The 20,161-nt window shown below is 71.6% G+C and carries 17 protein-coding genes; 8 read left to right on the top strand and 9 right to left on the bottom strand.

Annotated elements, in window-relative coordinates; translation table 11 throughout:
• Nucleotides 1–284: 284 nt before the first annotated feature.
• The 5 genes from ABEA43_RS22090 to pyrG all read right to left on the bottom strand — a co-directional run bounded on the left by ABEA43_RS22090 (nt 285) and on the right by pyrG (nt 5,391).
• Nucleotides 285–1,103, bottom strand: coding sequence for a segregation and condensation protein A (locus tag ABEA43_RS22090; RefSeq protein WP_345564422.1), 819 nt, complete (start codon nt 1,101–1,103; stop codon nt 285–287).
• Entirely contained in the window at nt 1,100–2,047 is a 948-nt protein-coding gene (locus tag ABEA43_RS22085) for a ParA family protein (RefSeq protein ID WP_345564420.1), read from the bottom strand. The genes ABEA43_RS22090 and ABEA43_RS22085 overlap by 4 nt, the downstream gene beginning before the upstream one ends.
• 117 nt (nt 2,048–2,164) lie before the next feature.
• Nucleotides 2,165–3,070, bottom strand: a complete 906-nt coding sequence (gene xerD, locus ABEA43_RS22080; RefSeq protein WP_345564418.1) for a site-specific tyrosine recombinase XerD — start codon at nt 3,068–3,070, stop codon at nt 2,165–2,167.
• Nucleotides 3,071–3,085: 15 nt separating this feature from the next.
• Nucleotides 3,086–3,694 (bottom strand): NUDIX domain-containing protein, encoded by a 609-nt coding sequence (locus ABEA43_RS22075; RefSeq protein ID WP_345564868.1) that lies wholly within the window; start codon nt 3,692–3,694, stop codon nt 3,086–3,088.
• A 32-nt stretch (nt 3,695–3,726) separates the two neighbouring features.
• Complete coding sequence (gene pyrG / locus ABEA43_RS22070) at nt 3,727–5,391, bottom strand: CTP synthase (protein ID WP_345564416.1); 1,665 nt, start codon at nt 5,389–5,391, stop codon at nt 3,727–3,729.
• A 131-nt stretch (nt 5,392–5,522) separates the two neighbouring features.
• Between pyrG and ABEA43_RS22065 the strand changes: the two genes are divergently transcribed.
• Nucleotides 5,523–6,176 (top strand): acyltransferase, encoded by a 654-nt coding sequence (locus tag ABEA43_RS22065; protein ID WP_345564415.1) that lies wholly within the window; start codon nt 5,523–5,525, stop codon nt 6,174–6,176.
• A gap of 16 nt (nt 6,177–6,192) precedes the next feature.
• Nucleotides 6,193–7,320, top strand: coding sequence for an NAD(P)H-dependent flavin oxidoreductase (locus tag ABEA43_RS22060; RefSeq protein ID WP_345564414.1), 1,128 nt, complete (start codon nt 6,193–6,195; stop codon nt 7,318–7,320).
• A gap of 78 nt (nt 7,321–7,398) precedes the next feature.
• Here ABEA43_RS22060 and ABEA43_RS22055 read toward each other — a convergent pair whose 3' ends face one another.
• From ABEA43_RS22055 to ABEA43_RS22045, 3 genes are read right to left on the bottom strand one after another with little or no spacing between them, the layout of a single operon-like run.
• Nucleotides 7,399–8,424, bottom strand: coding sequence for an N-acetylglucosamine kinase (locus ABEA43_RS22055; RefSeq protein WP_345564412.1), 1,026 nt, complete (start codon nt 8,422–8,424; stop codon nt 7,399–7,401).
• On the bottom strand, nt 8,421–9,317 hold the full coding sequence (locus ABEA43_RS22050; protein WP_345564410.1) for an N-acetylmuramic acid 6-phosphate etherase: 897 nt from the start codon (nt 9,315–9,317) through the stop codon (nt 8,421–8,423). The genes ABEA43_RS22055 and ABEA43_RS22050 overlap by 4 nt, the downstream gene beginning before the upstream one ends.
• Nucleotides 9,318–9,357: 40 nt before the next feature.
• Nucleotides 9,358–11,559 (bottom strand): alpha-N-acetylglucosaminidase, encoded by a 2,202-nt coding sequence (locus ABEA43_RS22045; RefSeq protein ID WP_345564408.1) that lies wholly within the window; start codon nt 11,557–11,559, stop codon nt 9,358–9,360.
• Nucleotides 11,560–11,653: 94 nt separating this feature from the next.
• On the opposite strand from ABEA43_RS22045, the gene ABEA43_RS22040 reads away from it, so the two are divergent.
• Genes ABEA43_RS22040 through ABEA43_RS22020 form a run of 5 tightly spaced genes read left to right on the top strand, consistent with a single transcriptional unit; the run spans nt 11,654 to nt 16,826 of the window.
• The gene (locus ABEA43_RS22040; protein WP_345564406.1) at nt 11,654–12,901 is read left to right on the top strand and encodes an ROK family transcriptional regulator; all 1,248 of its coding nucleotides are present in this window, start codon (nt 11,654–11,656) and stop codon (nt 12,899–12,901) included.
• A 54-nt stretch (nt 12,902–12,955) separates the two neighbouring features.
• Nucleotides 12,956–14,269 carry an ABC transporter substrate-binding protein gene (locus ABEA43_RS22035; RefSeq protein WP_345564405.1) on the top strand — a complete coding sequence of 438 codons (1,314 nt, stop codon included), beginning with the start codon at nt 12,956–12,958 and terminating at the stop codon, nt 14,267–14,269.
• Entirely contained in the window at nt 14,259–15,206 is a 948-nt protein-coding gene (locus ABEA43_RS22030; RefSeq protein WP_345564403.1) for a carbohydrate ABC transporter permease, read from the top strand. The genes ABEA43_RS22035 and ABEA43_RS22030 overlap by 11 nt, the downstream gene beginning before the upstream one ends.
• A gap of 2 nt (nt 15,207–15,208) precedes the next feature.
• Nucleotides 15,209–16,024: a carbohydrate ABC transporter permease gene (locus ABEA43_RS22025; protein ID WP_345564401.1), complete on the top strand. Its 816-nt coding sequence runs from the start codon at nt 15,209–15,211 to the stop codon at nt 16,022–16,024.
• Between the two features lie 43 nt (nt 16,025–16,067).
• Nucleotides 16,068–16,826 (top strand): GntR family transcriptional regulator, encoded by a 759-nt coding sequence (locus ABEA43_RS22020; protein WP_345564400.1) that lies wholly within the window; start codon nt 16,068–16,070, stop codon nt 16,824–16,826.
• Here the strand turns inward: ABEA43_RS22020 and ABEA43_RS22015 are convergent.
• Nucleotides 16,804–19,176, bottom strand: coding sequence for a GcvT family protein (locus ABEA43_RS22015; RefSeq protein WP_345564399.1), 2,373 nt, complete (start codon nt 19,174–19,176; stop codon nt 16,804–16,806). The two genes, ABEA43_RS22020 and ABEA43_RS22015, sit on opposite strands and share 23 nt — an antisense overlap.
• Before the next feature lie 67 nt (nt 19,177–19,243).
• On the opposite strand from ABEA43_RS22015, the gene ABEA43_RS22010 reads away from it, so the two are divergent.
• Nucleotides 19,244–20,149 (top strand): phosphotransferase, encoded by a 906-nt coding sequence (locus ABEA43_RS22010; RefSeq protein WP_345564397.1) that lies wholly within the window; start codon nt 19,244–19,246, stop codon nt 20,147–20,149.
• Nucleotides 20,150–20,161 lie beyond the last annotated feature (12 nt).

Below are 20,161 nucleotides of genomic sequence, written 5' to 3'. Positions count from 1 at the left end.
GGTTCGACTCGACCGGCTCGACCGGCTCGACCGGCTCGACCACGGCTTCGGACGTGCCCGGCCGATCCGCGGCGGCGTCATCCGCCTCCGAGCCTTCGCCAGAAAACCCCTCCCCCGGGTCGCCGTCCGCAAGCCCCGCCTCCCGCACAGCGTCCTCAGCGGGCTCGGCGGACGGCTCCTCCTCCGCCGGGGCGGCGGATTGGGCCAGGGAGCCCGGAAGGGTCATCCACGAGGGAAGGGGATGGTCCGAGTCGGGGGACTTGCGAGGGGTAGGCAGTGGGTTGTCAGTCATCAGGTGCTTTCTCCGCGGATTCCTCGTAGTCGTCCCCCACCGCGACGTCCCCGTCGTCGGAGCCCGTCCACGTCACGTGCAGATCCCCCAGCGGCTCGACCTGCTCGAACGTGACCGCCGACTCCCGGAAGAGCTCCAGCACGGCCAGGAACCTGGCGATGACCTCGAAGGTCCCGTCGCAGTCGGACACCAGCGCGCGGAAGGTGGCCCGCCGGAGCCGGCGCAGGTGCATGACCAGGAGCGCCGCCTGCTCCTTGACGCTGGCCAGCGGCTGGTAGATGTGCCCGACGTTGACCGTGGGCGGCAGTTTGGGGGTGAACGCCCTGGCGGCGATCTTGGCGAGTTGCTCGGGCCCGATGCCGAGGATGAGCTCCGGCAGCAGGTTCGCGAACGGCTCCTCCATCCCCACCGTACGGGGGAACCGGAGCGACTCCTCGGCCATCCGCCCGGCGAAGAACTTCGCCACCTCTTTGTACGCCTTGTACTGCAGCAACCGCGCGAACAGCAGGTCCCTGGCCTCCAGCAGCGCCAGGTCCTCCTCGTCCTCCACCTCTCCCGAGGGCAGCAGCCTGGCCGCCTTCAGGTCCAGCAGAGTGGCCGCCACCAGCAGGAAATGGCTGGTCTGGTCGAGGTCCCACTCGGGACCCCGGGAGCGGATGTAGGAGATGAACTCGTCGGTGACCTGGGAGAGCGAGACCTCGGTGATGTCCAGCTTGTGCTTGGCGATGAGGCCGAGAAGCAGGTCGAAGGGGCCCTCGAAGACGTCCAGGTGAACCTGGAAGCCCTGGGGCTCGGTCTGCTCTGCGGTCACCTGGCCATTGTCGCAGGCGCCGGCCAGCGCGACAGCACCTCGCGGGCCAGCTCACGATAGGCGTTCGCGCCCAGGGACGACGGGTCGAACGTGGTGATCGGCTCACCGGCGACCGTGGCGTCGGGGAAGCGGACCGTGCGGTTGATGACGGTGTGGAACACCTTGTCGCCGAACGCCTCCACCACCCGCGCCAGCACCTCACGCCCGTGCAGCGTGCGGGCGTCGTACATGGTGGCGAGCAGGCCCTCGATCTCGAGGTCCTCGTTGAGCCGCTCCTGGACCTTGGAAATGGTGTCCATGAGCAGCGCCACGCCGCGCAGCGCGAAGAACTCGCACTCCAGCGGCACCATGACGCCGTGGGCGCAGGTGAGCGCGTTGATGGTGAGCAGGCCGAGCGACGGCTGGCAGTCGATGAGGCACACGTCGTAGTGCGGCAGCAGCGGCTTGATCACGCGGCCGAGCACCTGCTCGCGGGCCACCTCGGTGACGAGCTGGACTTCGGCGGCGGACAGGTCGATGTTGCTCGGCAGCAGGTCGAGGCCCTCGACGCCGGTTTCGAGCAGCACGTCCTCGGCGGTCACGCCGCGGTCCATCAGCAGGTTGTAGACCGTCAGGTCGAGCTGGAGCGGGTTGATGCCCAGGCCGACGGAGAGCGCGCCCTGCGGGTCGAAGTCGACCAGCAGCACCTTGAGCCCGCATTCGACGAGCGCCGCGCCCAGGTTGATGGTGGTCGTGGTCTTGCCCACGCCGCCCTTCTGGTTGACCATCGCGACCACCCGCGCCGGTCCGTGCACGTCCGGCGGGACGGGCTCGGGGAACACGGGTCTGGGCCGCCGCGTGGGGCCCAGATTGACGCCGTTCGTGTCCGAAGGCGTGTTGGTCTTCGTGTCGCCCCAGGGGTTGTCGGGGGTCCCCGGGGTCGAACCCTTGGTCGTCACAGTCACCAGCTCGAACCTCCCTGACGATCCCGAACCGGACCGTCCGGACGGACACTATGGCGTCACCACTTAACGCGGCAAGGCGGCACGCCGAGGGCACCGCACGTCGCAAAAGACTATAGATCACTGCCGGGCACGCGGATGCGCGGCGGCATAGACCTCGCGGAGCTTGTCGACCGTGACCAGGGTGTAGACCTGAGTGGTCGTCACCGAGGCATGGCCGAGCAGTTCCTGGACCACCCTAACGTCGGCGCCGCCGTCCAAGAGGTGAGTTGCAAAGGAATGCCGCAGTACGTGCGGACTTATCCGGGCAAGTCCGGCACGTTCGGCCGCGGCTTGGAGCACTTCCCACGCGCCCTGCCTGGTCAGCGCCCCGCCGCGGGCGTTCAGGAAGACGCAGGGGGTGCCGCGCCCGTGGGCGAGCAGCCCGGGGCGAGCGCGTACGAGATAGGCGTCGAGCGCGGAGCAGGCATAGCGCCCCAAAGGCACCACCCGGGTACGGCCCCCCTTGCCGCGCAGGCGCACCTGGTCGGCTTCGAGGTCGTCCACGGCCAGGCCGACCGCCTCAGAGATGCGGGCGCCGGTGCCGTACAGGACTTCGAGCAGCGCGCGGTTGCGCAGCGTCAGAGGCGCGCCGTCGGGGCCCGAGGCGGCGATGAGCCGCTCGACCTCGTCCACGGCGATCGCCTTGGGGAGGCGGCGGTGCAGGCGCGGCGGGCGTACCTCGTGGGCGGGGTCGTGGGCCGTGACCCCTTCGCGCAGAGCGAAACGGTGCAGCCCGCGCACGGCGGAGACGGCGCGGGCGGCGGAGCTGGCGACGAGGGCGGGGTGGTCGCCGTCACCCTCGCGCAACGCGGCGAGGAAGGCCAGCACGTCGGCCTCCCCCACCTCGTCGAGCCTCAGGCGGCCGCGCGCCTGGAGATGTTCGAAGTATCGGCGCAGGTCACGGCGGTAGGACGCAAGCGTGTTGGCAGCCAGGCCCCGCTCCACCGCCAGATGGGCGAGGTAGCTGGAGAGCACCGCCTCCACGAATTGGTCCTTCCGTCACGCCTCAGGGGCGTCGGCGGGGCGCAACAGGGCGAACCCCTCAACCGAAGCCGCATACGCGGCGAGGATACCGGCCACGGCCGGGGAATTGTGGATCATTCCCATGAGCGCTTTCTCGACCGCGTCCGCCAGCGGGATCCACACGACCGGCATGTCGATCTCCTCGTGCCGGTGGACGAAGGCGTTCTCCTCGTCAGGGATCTTGGTGAGACCCCGGGCGAGGAACACCCGGATCCGCTCGTCGCTCATGCCCGGCGAGGAGCGCAGATCGACGAGCGTGTGCCAGGTGTCGGCGCGGTATCCGGCCTCTTCGGCCAGCTCACGGGCGGCGCCGGTGACGAGCGGCTCGCCTTCGACGTCGCGGAGCCCGGCCGGCAGCTCCCACATCAGCCGGCGGGTGGGATGCCGGTACTGCCTGATCATCAGGACCCGCTCGCGGTCGTCGAGCGCGAGCACGGCGACCGCGCCGGGATGCACCACGTAGTCGCGGTCGGCGACCTCGTCACGGGGCATCTTGACCGTGTCGGTGACCACTTGGATCACGTGGCCCTTGAACCGGTCCCTGGATTCGACGACTTCCCACGCCTCGGGCGTGTCCCTGATCATGGCCGCGCCGCCCTCCGGCTCTCCCGTGCTGCTCACTGACCCACCTTCGCACCGACGCGGCCGTCCGCGTAAGCCAGCGCGGCTCCGATGAGACCCTTGAACATCGGGTTCGCCCGCGTGGGCCGGGAGCGGAACTCGGGGTGGGCCTGCGTGCCGATGAAGAAGGGGTGGACGTCGGAGGGCAGCTCGGTGTACTCGACCAGGCGGCCGTCGGGCGACAGCCCGGAGAAGACGAGACCGACCGTCTCAAGCTGCTCGCGGTAGGCGTTGTTGACCTCGTAGCGGTGGCGGTGGCGCTCGTCGGCCTTGGCCTTTCCGCTGTAGAGCTGCCTGGCCAGGGTGCCCTCGCCGAGCTTGGCGGTGTAGCTGCCGAGCCGCATCGTGCCGCCCATGTCGCGCTCGCCCGCGACGACGTCCTCCTGGTCGGCCATGGTGGAGATGACCGGGTGCTTGGTGTCGGGGTCGAACTCGGCGGAGTTGGCGTCCTCGATGCCGGCCATGTTGCGGGCGGCCTCGATGACCATGCCCTGCATGCCGAGGCAGATGCCGAGCAGCGGGATCTTGCCCTCGCGGGCGTGGCGGATGGCGCCGATCTTGCCTTCGATGCCGCGCACGCCGAACCCGCCGGGGATCAGCACGCCGTCCACGCCGTCGAGCTCGCGCTCGGCGCCGTCGGGCGTCTCGCAGTCGTCGCTCTTGACCCAGCGGATGTTGACGCGGGCGTCGTTGGCGAACCCGCCGGCCCGCAGGGCCTCAGTGACGGACAGGTACGCGTCCGGCAAATCGATATATTTCCCCACGAGTGCGATGGTGACCTCCTTCGCCGGGCGATGCACGCGGCGCAGGAGCTGCTCCCACTCCTTCCAGTCCACGTCCCTGAACGGCAGGCCGAGCCGGCGCACCACGTACGCGTCGAGCCCTTCCGAGTGGAGGACCTTCGGGATGTCGTAGATCGAGACGGCGTCCACGGCCGAGACGACGGCGTCCTCGTCCACGTCGCACATGAGGCTGATCTTGCGCTTGATCGCCGTCTGGACCGGCCGGTCGGAGCGCAGCACGATCGCGTCCGGCTGGATGCCGATGCTGCGCAGCGCCGCCACGCTGTGCTGCGTCGGCTTGGTCTTCAGCTCGCCGGACGGCCCGATGTACGGCAGCAGCGACACGTGCAGGAAGAACACGTTGTCGCGCCCGACCTCGTGCCTGATCTGCCGCACGGCCTCCAGGAACGGCAGCGACTCGATGTCGCCCACCGTGCCGCCGACCTCGGTGATGACCACGTCGACCTCGGAGCCGGCCATGCCGCGGATCCGGTCCTTGATCTCGTTGGTGATGTGCGGGATGACCTGGACGGTGTCGCCCAGGTATTCGCCCCGCCGCTCCTTGGCGATGACGTTGGAGTAGACCTGACCGGTGGTCACGTTGGCCGAGCCGTGCAGGTCGGTGTCGAGGAAGCGCTCGTAGTGGCCGACGTCGAGGTCGGTCTCGGCACCGTCGTCGGTGACGAACACCTCGCCGTGCTGGAACGGGTTCATGGTGCCGGGGTCGACGTTGAGGTAAGGGTCGAGCTTCTGCATGGTGACCCTGAGACCCCGCGCCTTGAGCAGGCGACCGAGGCTGGATGCCGTGAGCCCCTTGCCGAGACTGGAGGCGACACCGCCGGTGACGAACAGATGCTTGGTTTGCGATGCGCTGCGCAAAGGGGCTCCCGTGGCTCGAGGTGTGGTCGAAGTGTCCACGGGCTCTCAGGATATCAAACAACGCCCCTCACATGCCCGAACGGCATGACCTAGCGGTAACTTTGGGCCCTATGTCACTTGTACGCCGGGCAATGGGCACGTTGATTCACCGTGCCTACACGGCGATCCGGCGCGCCGGCGCGATCAGCCCGGCCTCTCCCGCGGGCTACCGATTCCGCCGGCTCGGCGACGGTGTGAGCATCGCGTTCCCGCCCGGAGCGATCTTCGGCGAGCAGTGGATCGAGATCGGCGAGCACACGCTGATCGGCGAGCGCGTGTCGCTCTCCTGCGGCATGATGCCTGGTCCCGACCTCGGGCCCGCCTCGATCCTGCGCATCGGCGAGAGCTGTTCGATCGGCAGGGGCTCGCACATCGTGGCCCATCAGTCGATCGACATCGGCGACGACGTCTTCACCGGCCCGTACGTGTACATCACGGACCAGAACCACGTCTACGACGACCCCGACATTCCCATCGGCCGGCAGTGGCCGCGCAACAGTCCGGTCTCGATCGGCTCGGGCTCGTGGCTGGGCGCGGGCGCGATCATCCTGCCGGGCACCACGCTGGGCCGCCACTGCGTGGTGGCCGGCGGGGCGGTGGTGCGCGGGGCGTTCCCCGACCACAGCGTCGTGGCGGGGGTGCCGGCCAGGCGGATCCGCGGATACACGCCGGAGCTGGGCTGGCACGCGCCGAACGGCGCCCTGGACGTCGCCTCTGACGCGGGGATGGACCGAACAACGTTCTGACGGATAGCGTCAGGTCATGCGGACCGCTATCTGCGAGCGTCTGGGCGTCGAGTTCCCCCTGTTCGCCTTCAGCCACTGCCGCGACGTGGTGGCCGCCGTCACGAACGCGGGCGGGTTCGGGGTGCTGGGCGCCGTCGCGTACTCGCCGGACCAGCTCGACACCGAGCTCACCTGGATCGACGAGCGGGTGGGCGGCCGGCCGTACGGGGTTGACGTGCTCGTCCCGGGCAGGCTCGACGCCTCCGCGCTGGACCGGCACGCGCACCTCATGGACTTCATCCCCGACCGGCACCGCGACTTCGTCACCCACCTGCTGTCGAAGTACGGCGTGACCGCGCCGGCGCAGCCGCTGACGGCGGTGGCGGACGAGTTCGGCCGGCGGGTGACGGCGGCGGGCGCGTCGGGGCTGATCGAGGTGGCTCTCAAGCATCCGATCGGACTGATCGCCAGCGCCCTGGGGCCGCCTCCGCCCGAGATGGTGGCCGCGGCGCGGCAGGCGGGCGTCCCGGTGGCCGCGCTGGTCGGCACGGTCGAGCACGCCCGCAGGCAGGTGGCGGCGGGCGCGGACCTCATCGTCGCGCAGGGCACCGAGGCGGGCGGGCACACCGGCGACATCTCCACGATGGTGCTGGTGCCGCAGGTCGTGGACGCGATCGCCCCCGTGCCCGTGCTGGCGGCGGGCGGGATCGCCTCCGGGCGGCAGATGGCGGCGGCCATGGCGCTCGGAGCGGAGGGCGTGTGGTGCGGCTCGGTCTGGCTGACCACGGAGGAGGCCGAGACCTCTCCCGCGGTCAAGCGCAAGCTGCTGGCGGCCTCGTCGCTGGACACGGTCCGGTCGCGGTCCCGTACGGGGAAGCCGGCCAGGCAGCTCAAGTCGGCCTGGACGGAGGAGTGGGACTCCGCCCAGGAGAGCCCCGGGCCGCTGGGGATGCCGTTGCAGCTCCTGGTGGCCGAGGGGGCGATGGCCCGCATCGGGATCGCGGCGGAGAAGGGCGAGCCGGGGGCCCTGGAGCTGGTCAACTACTACGTCGGGCAGGTGGTGGGACAGCTCGATCAGGTCAAGCCGGCTCGCGAGGTGGTGTACGAGATGATCAGCGAGTTCGCGTCGGCGGTGGACCGGCTGAACACCCTGTCAGCCGGCTGACGGGGGCCGGGGGCGGAGCGGCCGGCGGCCACCGCGGGTCAGCGCGGGTCAGCGCGGGTCAGCGCGGGTCAGCGCGGGTCAGCGTGACGTTCCGGCTCGGCTCCGGTCGGCGGTGAAGACGTACAGGTAGGGGTGGTGTGGCCGGACCGCGCCGTCGGCGGCGCCCTTGGCCAGGGCGAGCGCGCCGTCCGCCGAGGTGCCGCGCGGCGGCGCGAAGCGGGCGCCGGGCAGCAGGTCGCGCACTGTGCTCTGGAACGGCTCCATCAGCAGGTCAGCGGCGTCGAAGAGCCGGCCGCCCCAGGAGAAGACCGACTCCAGGCCCTGGGCGGCGGCGACCGCGGCCTGGCCGAGATGGCGGCCCGCCTCGGCCCAGATCCCCTGCGCGACCGGGTCACCCGCCCTGGCCGCGGCGGCCACGTCCGGGGCGAACGACGCGAGCTGGTGAGCCGCCGCGCCCGACTCGTAGACGGCCGCCACCAGGTCCAGGGGGTGGCCGTAGCGGGCGGTCATCCGTTCGAGCAGGATGGGCGAGCCGCCGGCCCGGCCGTCGTGCGCGCGCAGGGCGGCCTGCAGTCCCTGGGCGCCGACCCACGCGCCGCTGCCGTGGTCGCCGAGCAGGTGCCCCCATCCGTCGGCCTGGTTCCACACGCCGTCCAGGTCGGTGCCGAGGGTGATGACGCCGGTTCCGGCCGCGACGACGACTCCCGGGCGGAACCCGAGCGCCCCGACGTGCGTGGTGACCATGTCCCCCGCGACCACCAGCGCCCCCAGCCCGAACCGCGCCCCCAGGACCCGCCACAATGTGCTCGGGTCGCGCACGAGACCCGGCAGCCCGGTGACGCCGACCGCCATCGCGTCGAACCACCCGCCGGCCCCGGTCCCGCCCGGCGTGCCGGACGCTTCCCCCGCCGCGCCCTCCCCGGCGGTGGCCTTGGCGACGGCGGTGGTGATCCGGGCGGCGAGGCGGTCGAGGTCCACCCGGCCCTGGACGCGCGGCACCGGCGCCGGGTCCTCCCCCTGGGCGAGCACCCCGCCGCCGGTCTCGATCCGTACCCTGATCCCGCCGCCGCCGACGTCCACGCCCGCGTACGCGCCGCCGCTCATCGAGCGGGCCCGCCCAGCGCGGCGACGGCCGCCCGGACGCCGGGGTGCTCGGCGAGCGCGGCCCGCGCCTGCCCGGCCGGGCTGCCGGTGAGCAGCCGCACGAGCGCCTCCGGGATCCGCCCCGACGCCTCGGCCAGCGCGGCCCGGCAGGTCGCCGCGTCCTCCCCCGTGGCCTCGACGAGCAGGCTCACCGCGCGCTCGCCCAGCTTGGCGTTCGTCGCCACGAGCCCGACCATGAGGTTCCCGTACGTGCGCCCCGACTTGATCATGAGAGCCGTCGAGAACGCGTTCAGGACGACCTTGGTCGCCGTCCCCGCCTTGAGCCGGGTGGAGCCGGTCAGCGCCTCCGGCCCGGTCTCGGCGGCCACGACGATGTCGGCGCGCAGCGGCGCGTCCGGATTGCAGGTGACCAGCACCGTGAGCGCCCCGGCGGCCCCCGCCGCGCGCAGGGCGCCGGCCACGTACTGGGTGGATCCGGACGCCGTGATCCCGACCGCCACGTCGGCCGCGGAGAGCGTCCCCGCGTCGGCGGCCCCCAGCTCCTCGGCGTCCTCCCTGTCGATGGCGGAGTCGGTGAGCGCGGCGGGCCCGCCGGCGAAGTGCGCGGTGAACAGCTCACGCGGCGCGCCGAACGTCGGCGTGATCTCGGTGGCGTCCAGCACCGCCAGCCGCCCGGACGCGCCCGCGCCGAAGTAGTGCACGCTCCCGCCGCCGCTCAGCCGCAGATGCGCCGCGTCCACCGCCCTGGCGAGCGGCCCGGTCGCGGCCAGGGCCGCCGCGACCGCCCTGGCGTCCTCCTCCAGCAGCAGCCGGAGAACGTCGCCGGACTCCAGGGTGTCGATGTCGGCGGTACGCGGGTTGCGGGCCTCGGTCGGTGGCGCCAGGTGGGTCATCGTGCTCCTCATCGTTCGTCTTCACGCCCAAGGGGTTCGTCTAGGAAAGGCCGGATTTGTCCTGGAAGGAAGCGCCGGGTTCGTCTTCAGGGAAAGTGCCGAACGCCCCCGCGTACGCGGTGAGCAGCCGGCGCGACTCCACGGCCAGGTCACCCGCCTCCACCGGGGACACGCCTTCCCGCAGGAAGTCCTCGGCCCGCGCGCGAAGCCGTTCGCCCAGCTCCGTCTCGGCACCGGGATCGCCATCGCCGGCGAGCGCGCCCGCGAGGCCGCGCGCCCACAGCTCCCAGCGGTCCCGGTAGTAGCCGCCCACGAGCCCCGCCCAGTGCCGGCCCGCGTAGTCGTCGAGCAGCGGGCTGTCCACGGTGCCCCACACGGTGATGATCCGGCGGGCGTTGTCCCGCAGCACCTCGCGGTCGCCAGGACCGGCGGCCCAGGACACGGCCTTGTCCTCCCACTGACGGAAGGTGAACTCGGGCCGGCAGGCCAGCATCCGGTCGAGGTCGTCGAAGACCTCCAGGAACCGGGCGACGTCCACGGGATCGCCCCCCGACGCGACGACGTCGAGGCAGCGGCGGTCGGCGACCCTGGCCAGGTAGGCGATGCCGGCCTCGGCGAGATCGTGCCCGAGCGGCCCCGCGACCAGGGCCGGCTCGCGTTCGGCCACCTCGATCAGCCGCTCCCAGGCCCGCGCGAGCACGCCGGGCCGGTACCAGAGCATGCCGGCCGCGGCGGCGCGCAGCTCCGCGCCGCCGTCGCGCGTCCACGCGTAAGTGGGGTTCGCGGTGAGCACGCCCTTGAACCGGTCGGGCGCGATCCGCAGGCCCTCGGCCCCGTAGACGGTGTCCAGCAGCCCGTGCCAGGCCGCCCGCAGCTCAGCGGCCGACCGGCCCTGGACGCCGTAGCGCTGGGCGACGAACGCGTCGAGCCAGGCTTCCACGCCGGGGACCCGGTTCCAGATCTGGTCGGTGACCAGCTCGAAGAAGACGGGGTTGTTCCGGGTCGCCTCCATGGCCAGGCCGAGCCCCGCGGGCGGGCGCGCCGCCGCCAGGGCCGCGTCGACGGCGGCGGGAACGCCGCGCAGATCGGCGACGGGATCGGTGCGGCCGCCGAAGTTGAGCAGCGCGCACCAGAGCCAGGGCTTGCCGGCGAACTCCTCGAACTCCCCCCACAGCGGATCCTGCTCGGCCCACAGGTCCGCGATGAGCATGCGCTCGTCCGGGATCGCGTCGAGGAAGGCGGTGACGCGGTCCTTCGTCCAGAAGTCCCGCTGGTAGGAGAACGGCCAGGCCTGCATGAGCCACACCGCGTCGGGGTCGGCGTCGCGCAGGCCGGCCAGCGTCGCCGCCGCCACGGCCCCGGGGAAGGCGGGGTCGGCGTCGATGGGGATCATCTCGATGAACGGATCGGCCGCGTAGAGGTGGTCGGTGCCGAAGAGCTTGATCTGCGCGCGGGCGATCTCGGCGCCGATGCGCGCGTACAGCGGGTCGGCCGGGTCGAGCACCCAGGTCTCGAACCCCTGCCACGTGCGTCGGCCGGCGCGGGCCGTGGCCGCGATCTCGCGCGGGACGTGCCCGGTGAAGGCCGGCAGCACGGGCGTCATGCCGAAGGCGCGCTCGCGGTCGAGGATGCGCGCCCCCAGCTCGCGGTGGCTCTCGACCCACGACGCGGGCAGCGGCCCGGCGAAGTCGTCGAGGCAGCCCATGAACTGGAACGGCAGGTAGCCGGGCCCGCCCAGGAACCTGCGGATCTGCTGGTCGTCGAGGCCGAGCAGGGAGTAGGCGGCGTGCACCGCGGCCTCGTGACCGGTGACGGCCAGCGGCATGGTGATGCCGTGCAGGGCCATCCAGTCGATCTCGCGCTCCCAGTCGGCCCAGTCCCAGTAGGGCGTCGTGTAGCTGAAGGTGCAGAAGTTGAAGTAGTAGCCCTCCCGCACCCGCGCCGCGCCCTCGCGCGGCGGCGCGTCGGGCAGCGTCGTCACCGGCAGGGGCAGCTCGGTGTCCCAGCCCACGGCCAGGCCGCAGTGCTCGCGGAGGTAGTGGTGCAGCGCGACGGACGCGCTGACGCCGTCCGTCGCGGCGACGGTGAGCACACCGTCCCCGGCCTCGTACGCGTATCCGCGCCCCGCGCCGTCGCGGGCGGCGAAGCGGACCGACGCCGCCACGGGCCCCAGCACGCGATGGGCCAGACCGCGGACCGTGTCCGCCCAACCCGGTACTTGCTCCCCGTCACCGGACAACATCGCAGGTCACACCCCTCGACGAATTAGTTCCGTACGATCCATAATTAATATGCTAGCGTACCGCCACATCGGTAGAGGGCTGGGAGAAGCAGGCATGGAGCAGTTGGTCGCCGCGGGCACGCAGTTCATGCGGGAGGTCAACGCGGCCGCGATCCTGCGCCATCTCAGGACCGAGCCGAGCATGAGCGTCTCCGCGCTGGCCAAGGCCGTGGGCCTGTCCAGGCAGGCGGTCACCCGCTCGCTCAACGCGCTGGCCGAGGAGGGGCTCGTCGAGTTCGGCTCGCTCGCCCGCGACTCCAGCAGGGCGGGGCGGCCCGCGCAGCTCGTCAGGTTCCGGGCGGAGGCGGGCCACGCGCTGGGCGTCTCGATCAGCCCGCAGGACCTGCGCGTGGTCGTGTCGGACCTGTCCGGGACGGTCGTCGCGGCCGAGGCGGTGCAGCTCGGCGCCCGTACCGGCGGGGACGAGGTGCTGGAGACGCTGCAGACCGCGGTGGCGCGGACGCTGAGCTCGGCGGGCCTGTCGGCCGGCGACCTGTGGTTCGCCTCGGCGGGCACCCCCGGCATCGTCGATCCGGCGGCCGGGGTCATCAAGCTCATCCCGAGCATGCCGGGGCTCGCCGGCGACGTACTCGCGCGGCGGCTCAAGGAGTCCCTCGGCTGCCCGGTCTACCTGGACAACGACGTCAAGCTGGCGACGCAGGGCGAGCGGTGGCGCGGCGCGGAGCGGCGCGAGGACTCGCTCGTCATGGTGCACTGGGGCGAGCGCGTCGGCGCCGGAATCGTGCTGAACGGCGAGCTCTACCGCGGCGCCTCCAACGACGCCGGCGACGTGGGCTTCCTCGACCTGTTCCTGGACGGGTCGAGCGGCTCCGGCCACCCGCACGGCCTCGGCCCGTTCGAGGACCGGGTCGGCGGCGCGGAGATCGTCCGCCAGGCCACGGCGGCGGCCGGGCGCGCCGGCGACGACGCGTTCGCGGCGGCCGTCGCGGCCGCGGGAGAGCGCGCGCTGGACGCCGTGCTGGCCGCCGTCGCCGACGGCAGGCCCGCCGCCCTGGAGGCGATCGACGTGGTCGCCCGCCGCTTCGCCAAGGGCATCGCCGTGCTCAGGGCGATTCTCAACCCGCGGCTCGTGGTCATCGGCGGTCCCCTGGCCGGCTGCGGCGAGACGCTGCTCGCGGCGCTCCGGCGGCACCTCGCCGATGAGCCGCTGGACCAGCCGGCCCTTGAGGTTTCGGCGCTCCAGGAGGACGCCGTCGTCCACGGAGCCCTGCTCCACTCGCTGGACGAGATCGAACGCACCAGGTTCGGCCTGGTCAGAACCGGTCGTCATGAAGGCCATTAGAGATTCGACGGGCCGGCCGACGCCCCCACCCGATGAAGGAGAAAGGTCATGCGAATGACGACACCAGCCCGGCGGCAGGCAGCGCTCGTGGCGCTCGGCGTCACGGCGTCATTGTTTCTGACGGCCTGCGCGGGCAGCAGCAGCACGGGTGGGAACACGGCGCCGAAGATCGAGGCGTCGACGACGATTCCCGCCGACCCCGTGACGCTCACCCTGGCCTACAGCAACGACCCGCCCACGAAGACGCTCATCGACGGCTTCACCAAGCAGCACCCGAACGTCACCATCAAGCCCCAGATGACGCCGTTCAACGACTACGTCAAATCCATCAAGCTGTCGATGTCGTCGGACGCGGCGCCGGACATCGCCCAGTACAACCCGGGCGCCATGAACTCCCTGGTCCCGGCCGGCCTCATCCTGGACCTGACGCCGTGGTCCCAGGCGTACGGCTGGACCGGCAAGTTCCCGCCGGCCAGCCTGGAGATCCTCTCCTCCGACAAGACCGCCAAGCAGTTCGGCACCGGCAGCCTGTACGCCGTGCCGGGCGGCCTGTCCGTGGTCGGCGTCTACTACAACAAGAAGATGGTCAAGCAGGTCCCGAAGACGCTGGCCGAGTTCGAGACCGAGCTGCAGCGGGTCAAGGACTCCGGCCAGACCCCGCTGAGCCTCGGCGCGCTCCAGGTGGGCGGCTTCCACCTGTGGAACGCGCTGCTCAACGTCACCGGTGAGATCTCCGACTACCGCTCCTGGGTGTACGGCAAGCCGGGCTCCACGATCGAGACCCCGGGCGCGCTGAAGGCCACCCAGACGCTGGCGAGCTGGGCGAGCAAGGGCTACCTGCCCGACTCGGCCAGCGCCACGGCCGACACCGACGCGCTGGCGAACTTCTCCAAGGGCAAGAGCGCGTTCCTCGTGACGGGGAACTGGGCGGCCTCCGCGCTGGAGACCGAGATGAAGGATGACGTCGGCTTCTTCCTGATGCCCACGGCGACCGACAAGCCGGCGAACGTGGCCTCGGGGGCGAGCGTCGCCTACGCCATCTCCGCGAAGACCAAGCACCCGAACGTCGCCGCCGCGTTCCTCGACTACCTGAGCTCGGCCGAGGCGGCGAAGATCGAGTTCGACGGCGGATTCATGCCCGTCGACACCAAGTCCGAGCTGGGCGCGCAGGGGCTGCGCGGCGAGATCGCGACCGTCTTCGCGCCGGTGGCGCAGGGCAACGGGATCGTCCCCTTCCCCGACTACGCCTCCCCCGGCATGATCGACAAGCTGACCCCCGGCGTCCAGGGCCTCATCAGCGGCAAGATGACCCCCGACGCCTTCCTGAAGTCGCTGCAGGAGTCGTGGGACGGACACCATGGCTCGTGATCTGACCTCGTCCGTCTCCCCGCCACGGGCCGCCGAGGCCCGTGGCGGGGGGCGGGCGCCCCACCCCCCGCACGCGAATCGGCGGCGGCTGCGCGGCTGGCTCTACGTGCTCCCCGCTCTGGCGGTCTACCTGGGCTTCGCCATCTGGCCCGCGCTGAACACGGTGCGCCTGTCCCTGCTGACCTGGGACGGCATCCTGCCGCCCGTGTGGGCGGGCCTGGACAACTACATCAAGATATTTCGGGATTCGGCGCTGTACGAGGCCATCCTGCACAGCCTGGTGCTGATCGTCTTCTTCTCGTTCATCCCCATCGCCGTCGGCCTGATCATGACGGCCCTGCTGATGGGCAAGGTACGCCGGGGAATGACGTTCTTCCGCATCGTCTTCTTCCTCCCCCAGGTGCTGCCGCTCGTCGCCGTCGGCATCACCTGGCGGTGGCTCTACGGCGAGAGCGGCGTCGTCAACCAGGTCCTGGAGCTGATCGGCCTCGGGGGGATCACCCGCGCCTGGCTCGGCGACTACGGCCTGGCGCTGGTCGCGCTCGGGCTCATCGGCACCTGGGTGATGAGCGGGCTGTGCATGATGCTCTTCCTCGCCGGCGCGCAGAAGATCGACCCGTCCCTGTACGAGGCCGCCACGCTCGACGGCGCGGGGACGTTCCGCCAGTTCCTCCACGTCACCCTGCCCGGGGTGCGCAAGGAGATCACGGTCGCCGGCGTCATCACCACGATCGCCGCGCTGGCCAGCTTCGACCTCGTCTTCGTCACGACGAACGGCGGTCCCGCCGGGCAGACCAACGTGCCCGGCCTGCTGGTCTACCGGCTGGCCTTCAACGAGGGCGACATCGGCGGCGCGAGCGCGCTGGCGGTCGTGCTGACCGTGATCGTGATCGCCGTGGTCAGCGCCGTCCGATACTTCACCAGGGATGAGAGTTGAGCATGCGCGGCGGTGTCACTGTCAGGTACGGCGTACTCGTCCTGCTGGCGGCCATGGTGCTGGTGCCCTTCCTCAGCATCGTCCTGGCCGCCCTGCATCCTCCCGGCGCGCAGCTCGACGGGCTGAGCATCCCGGACCGGTGGTCGTGGGAGAACTTCGCGCTCGCCTGGGAGCGCGGCAACTTCACCGCTCTCATGCGCTCCAGCGTCCTGATCGCGGTCTGCGTGGTGCCGCTCGCGGTGGCGATGGCCACGCTGGCCGGCTACGGGCTGTCGGTGCTCAAGGTGTGGGGCCACCGTACGGTGTCGTTCGGGTTCGTGCTGGGGCTGACGCTGCCGATCGAGGTGATCGTGGTGGCGCTCTACTTCAACCTGCGCGAGGTCGGCCTGACCAACTCCTACGTCGGCATCATCCTCGCCGAGGCGGCCCTGTTCATGCCGTTCGGCGTCTACTGGATGCAGACCCACTTCTCGAACGTGCCGGACGAGCTCGTCGAGGCGGCGCGCATCGACGGCGCCAGGGATCTCGTCGTGCTGCTGCGGGTGCTGCTGCCCATCTCGTGGCCGGCGATCACCACGCTGTCGGTCCTGTACTTCATGTGGTCGTGGAACCAGTTCATGCTGGTCCTGGTCATGATGCAGGATCCGGAGCGGCGCACGGCCCCCGGCGGCCTGGGCCTGTTCGTCGGCCAGTACACGACGGACATCCCGTTGCTGGCGGCGGCCTGCCTGATCGTGGTCGTCCCGATCGTCGCGGTGTACCTCATCTTCCAGCGCAGCTTCGTCAACGGGATCACCCAGGGCGCCATCAAGGGCTGACCCGTTTTGGCGTCGATGCCCTGGAGCGTGGCAAGATGCGCCTGTGGTAGGGACACCGCCTGAGCTGGCGCGTGGCACGGGAGTTCCCGCGCACGTGCAGATCGAGCGGTGGCTGCTCGAGTCGATCTCCAGCGGCGAGCTGGCGCCGGGCGACCGGCTGCCCGGCGAGCGGGAGCTGGCCGGGCGGCTCGGCGTGAGCCGGATGACGCTCAGGCAGGCGCTGGCCACGCTGGCGGCCGACGGCGTGCTGATCAGGGTGCCGGGCCGGTCGGGCGGGGCGTTCGTGGCCGAGCCGCGCATCGAGTGCGACCTGACGGGGCTGGCCGGGTTCACCGAGCAGATGCGGCGGGCCCACCTGCGGGCCGAGGCGCGGATCCTGGTGGCCGCGACGGTGCCCGCGCCCGGCGCGGTGGCCAGGGCGCTGGAGGTGGCGGCGGGCTCGCCGGTGCACGAGGTGGCCAGGGTACGCTCGGCGGGCCCGACGCCGGTGGCGCTCGAACGCTCCTACTTCCCCGACCTGCCGGGCCTCCTCGCCCAGGACCTCACCGGCTCCCTCTACGCCCTGCTCGCCGCCCGCTACGACCTGGAGCCGCGCACGGCGGTCGAGCACCTCGACCCGGTGGCCGCCAGGCCCGCCGAGGCGGCCGAGCTGGGCATCGAGCCGGGCACGCCGCTCATGCTGATCGAGCGCACGGCCTACGCCGCGGACGGGACCCCGGTGGAGTACGCCCGCGACCTGTTCCGCCCCGACCGGGTCCGGATCTCGGTGCGCAGCGGCGTCACGGCACCAGGGGCGTCTTGACCACCGTGCCCGGCACCCACGCGCCCTCGACCTCGATCTCCACCTCGGCACCCGGCTCGACCGGCAGGTAGGCGTAGGCGATGGACTCGCGCACCGTGTAGCCGTAGCCGCCCGAGGTGACCCGCGCCACGACCGCGCCGTCCACGCGTACCGGCTCGTTGCCGAGCGCGACGGCGCGCGGGTCGCGCAGCGTGACGCAGCGCAGCCGCCGCTCCGGCGACGGGTCCAGGGCGTCCCCGCCGAGGAAGTCCTTGTCCTTCTTCACGCAGAACCCCAGCCCGGCCTCGTACGGCGTCGTCTCCGGCCCGAGGTCGGCCCCCCACACCCGGTAGCCCTTCTCCAGCCGGAGACTGTCGATGGCCCGGTAGCCGCCCGCCGTCAGCCCGTACGGCTCCCCCGCCCGCCACAGCGCCCGCCACAGGGCGAGCCCGTACTCGCTGGAGCAGTAGAGCTCCCAGCCCGCCTCCCCCACGAACGTCACCCGCAGCGCCAGCACCGGCACGTCGCCCACGGTCAGCTCCCGCGCGGACATGAACGGGAAGTCCATCGGGTCGGGGGTCAGCCCGGCGATGACGTCGCGGGCGCGCGGGCCCCACAGGGCGAAGCAGGCGTACTGGCCGGTCACGTCGGCGATCCTGGCGGCCGAGCCGGTGAGCGCGGCCTGCTTGCGCAGCCAGCCGAGGTCGTGCGAGCCGAACGCGGTGCCGGTGACGATGAGGAACTCCTCCTCGCCGCGCCGGGTGACGGTGAAGTCGCACTCGATGCCGCCGCGCCGGTTGAGCGCCTGCGTGTAGGTGACCGCGCCGACCTGGCGGGCGACGCGGTTGTCGCACACCCATTCCAGCAGGGCGGCGGCGTCGGGCCCGGTGACCTCGATCTTGGCGAACGAGCTCTCGTCGAACAGCCCGGCGGCCGTCCTGGTGGCCCGGTGCTCCACCCCGATCGCGGGCGACCACGTCCGGCCCGCCCACCCTTCAGGACGCTCCCGCTCGTCGCCGCCCGCCGCGTTCCGCTCGTAGAAGTTGACCCGTTCCCAGCCCGACTTCTCGCCGAAGGCGGCCCCGTGGGCGGCGTGCCAGCCGTACGCGGGCGACAGGCGCAGCGGGCGGCCCCCCGATCGCTCGTGGCCCGGGTAGCGGATGTCGTAGTACGTCTCGTAGTTCTCGATCGCCCGCTTGATCGTGTACGACGGGGACCGGTACTGGCGGCCGAAGCGGCGGATGTCCATGTGCCAGAGGTCCATGCTGGGCTCGCCCTCGACGATCCACTCGGCCATCACCTTGCCGATCCCGCCCGCGCCCGCGATGCCGTGCGCGCAGAACCCGGCCGCGACGAAGAATCCGCCCACCTCCGTCTCCCCCAGGCAGAACTCGTTGTCGGGGGTGAACGCCTCCGGCCCGTTGATCAGCTTGCGGATCCCGACGTCGGCCATGGCGGGCACCCGGATGCGCGAGTTATCGGAAATTTCCTCGAATCTGGGCCAATCTTCGGACAGGAGGCGGCCGTTGAACTCGGCGGGGACCGCGTCGAAGGCGTTCTGGCCGGCCGTCCAGGGCGCGCACGTGCGCTCGTACCCGCCCATGACCAGGCCCTGCACCTCCTGCCGGTAGTAGACGAGCAGGTCGGGGTCGCGCAGTGTCGGCAGGCCCGTGTGGTCGTGGCAGGCTTCCGTCACCACGTACTGGTGCGACATGGGCACGATCGGGATCCGCACCCCGGCCATGCGGCCGATCTCGGCGGCGAACATGCCGCCGCAGTTGACCACGATCTCGCAGTCGATGTCCCCCTGGTCGGTGCGGACCCTGGTGACGCGGCCGTTCGCCGTGTCGATGCCGAGCACCCGGGTGCGGGTCCTGATCACCGCGCCGCCCTCGCGGGCCTTGGCGGCGAGGGCGTAGCAGAGCTGCGAGGGGTCCACCTGGCCGTCCGTGGGCAGGTACGCCGCGCCGACGACCCCCTCGGGATCCATGAGCGGGAACATCTCGACGGCCTCGGCCACGGAGATCTCCTCCAGCGGCAGCCCGAACGTGCGCGCCCAGCCGATCTGGCGGCGGATCTCCGCCATCCGCTCGGGCGTGGCGGCCAGTTTGATGCCGCCGCACTCGGTCCAGCCGGCGTCGAGGGTGCGGTAGAGCTCGACCGAGTACTGGTTCATCCTGGTCAGCGTGGGGTCGGCGCGCAGCTGGCCGACGAGCCCGGCGGAGTGGAAGGTGGAGCCGCTGGTCAGCTCGTCCCGCTCCAGCAGGACGACGTCGCGTTCGCCGAGCTGGGTGAGGTGGTAGGCGACGGACGCGCCGCCCACCCCGCCGCCGATGATCACGATGCGGGCCGAGCCGCTCATGTCGCTCATGCCGCGAGGCTAACCGCCGGGCCGTAAAAGGTCTAGACCGTTTAGGGCCGTAGAGCTAGCATCGAACATGGCCGTGCCCGAGGTCCTCGATCGCATCCCCCTGCTGTCCGGCGTGCCGCGTTCCGTGGCGAAGCTGCCGGGCGGGCTCACCAACCACAATTACAAGGTCACCACCCCGCGTGGCACGTACGTCGTGCGCGTGTCGGCCAGCGACGGCGCGCTGCTGGCGATCGACAGGGACGCCGAGCACGCCTGCTCGCTGGCCGCGGCGGCGGCCGGGGTGGGCGCTCCGGTGCACGGTTACCATCCCGAGCTGGGGGTGCTGGTGGTGGGGTTCCTGCCGGGACGCACGTTCACGGAGGCCGACCTGCGGGACCCGGCGAACCTGCCGCGGGTCGCCCAGGCGTGCCGCCGCCTGCACGCGGGGCCGCGGTTCGTCCGCGACTTCGACATGTTCGACATCCAGCGGCACTACCTGGCCATCGTGGAGGAACGCGGCTTCCGGCTTCCGTCCGGATATCTCGACTTCATGCCCGCCGTAGCCCGGATCCGGAAATGTCTGGCGGTCCGCGACGAGGGCACCGTCCCGTGCAACAACGACCTCCTGCCGGGCAACATCCTCGACGACGGCGAGCGCCTCTGGCTGATCGACTACGAGTACGCCGGCAACAACGACGCCTGCTTCGAGCTGGGCAACATCTGGAGCGAGTCGGACCTGCCGCCCGGCCACCTGGACGAGCTCGTCACCGCCTACTACGGCCGCCGGCTCCGCCACAAGATCGCGCGGGCCAGGCTGCTCGGCCTCATGTCCAAGTACGGCTGGACGCTGTGGGCCTCCATCCAGGACGGCGCGAACGAGAGCATCGACTTCGACTTCTGGTCGTGGGGCATGGAGAAGTACGAGCGGGCGGTGACCGAGTTCACCGGGCCTGACCTGGCCGATCTCATGGACGAGGCGACGCGTGCCGATTAGTCGCGGCATGCC

The sequence above is a fragment of the Nonomuraea rosea genome (genome assembly GCF_039539705.1).
Taxonomy (GTDB): domain Bacteria; phylum Actinomycetota; class Actinomycetes; order Streptosporangiales; family Streptosporangiaceae; genus Nonomuraea; species Nonomuraea rosea.
This window is presented reverse-complemented; position numbering and strand designations above follow the sequence as displayed.

What these genes read in the sequence shown, in the direction of transcription:
- ABEA43_RS22075 (WP_345564868.1), bottom strand. Translation starts at nt 3,694, where the DNA reads ATGATCAGGGACACGCCCGAGGCGTGGGAAGTCGTCGAATCCAGGGAC.
- ABEA43_RS22035 (WP_345564405.1), top strand. Translation starts at nt 12,956, where the DNA reads ATGACGACACCAGCCCGGCGGCAGGCAGCGCTCGTGGCGCTCGGCGTC.
- ABEA43_RS22055 (WP_345564412.1), bottom strand. Translation starts at nt 8,424, where the DNA reads ATGAGCGGCGGCGCGTACGCGGGCGTGGACGTCGGCGGCGGCGGGATC.
- ABEA43_RS22040 (WP_345564406.1), top strand. Translation starts at nt 11,654, where the DNA reads ATGGAGCAGTTGGTCGCCGCGGGCACGCAGTTCATGCGGGAGGTCAAC.
- ABEA43_RS22060 (WP_345564414.1), top strand. Translation starts at nt 6,193, where the DNA reads ATGCGGACCGCTATCTGCGAGCGTCTGGGCGTCGAGTTCCCCCTGTTC.
- ABEA43_RS22025 (WP_345564401.1), top strand. Translation starts at nt 15,209, where the DNA reads ATGCGCGGCGGTGTCACTGTCAGGTACGGCGTACTCGTCCTGCTGGCG.
- ABEA43_RS22010 (WP_345564397.1), top strand. Translation starts at nt 19,244, where the DNA reads ATGGCCGTGCCCGAGGTCCTCGATCGCATCCCCCTGCTGTCCGGCGTG.
- ABEA43_RS22015 (WP_345564399.1), bottom strand. Translation starts at nt 19,176, where the DNA reads ATGAGCGACATGAGCGGCTCGGCCCGCATCGTGATCATCGGCGGCGGG.
- ABEA43_RS22050 (WP_345564410.1), bottom strand. Translation starts at nt 9,317, where the DNA reads ATGACCCACCTGGCGCCACCGACCGAGGCCCGCAACCCGCGTACCGCC.
- ABEA43_RS22045 (WP_345564408.1), bottom strand. Translation starts at nt 11,559, where the DNA reads ATGTTGTCCGGTGACGGGGAGCAAGTACCGGGTTGGGCGGACACGGTC.
- ABEA43_RS22030 (WP_345564403.1), top strand. Translation starts at nt 14,259, where the DNA reads ATGGCTCGTGATCTGACCTCGTCCGTCTCCCCGCCACGGGCCGCCGAG.
- ABEA43_RS22065 (WP_345564415.1), top strand. Translation starts at nt 5,523, where the DNA reads ATGGGCACGTTGATTCACCGTGCCTACACGGCGATCCGGCGCGCCGGC.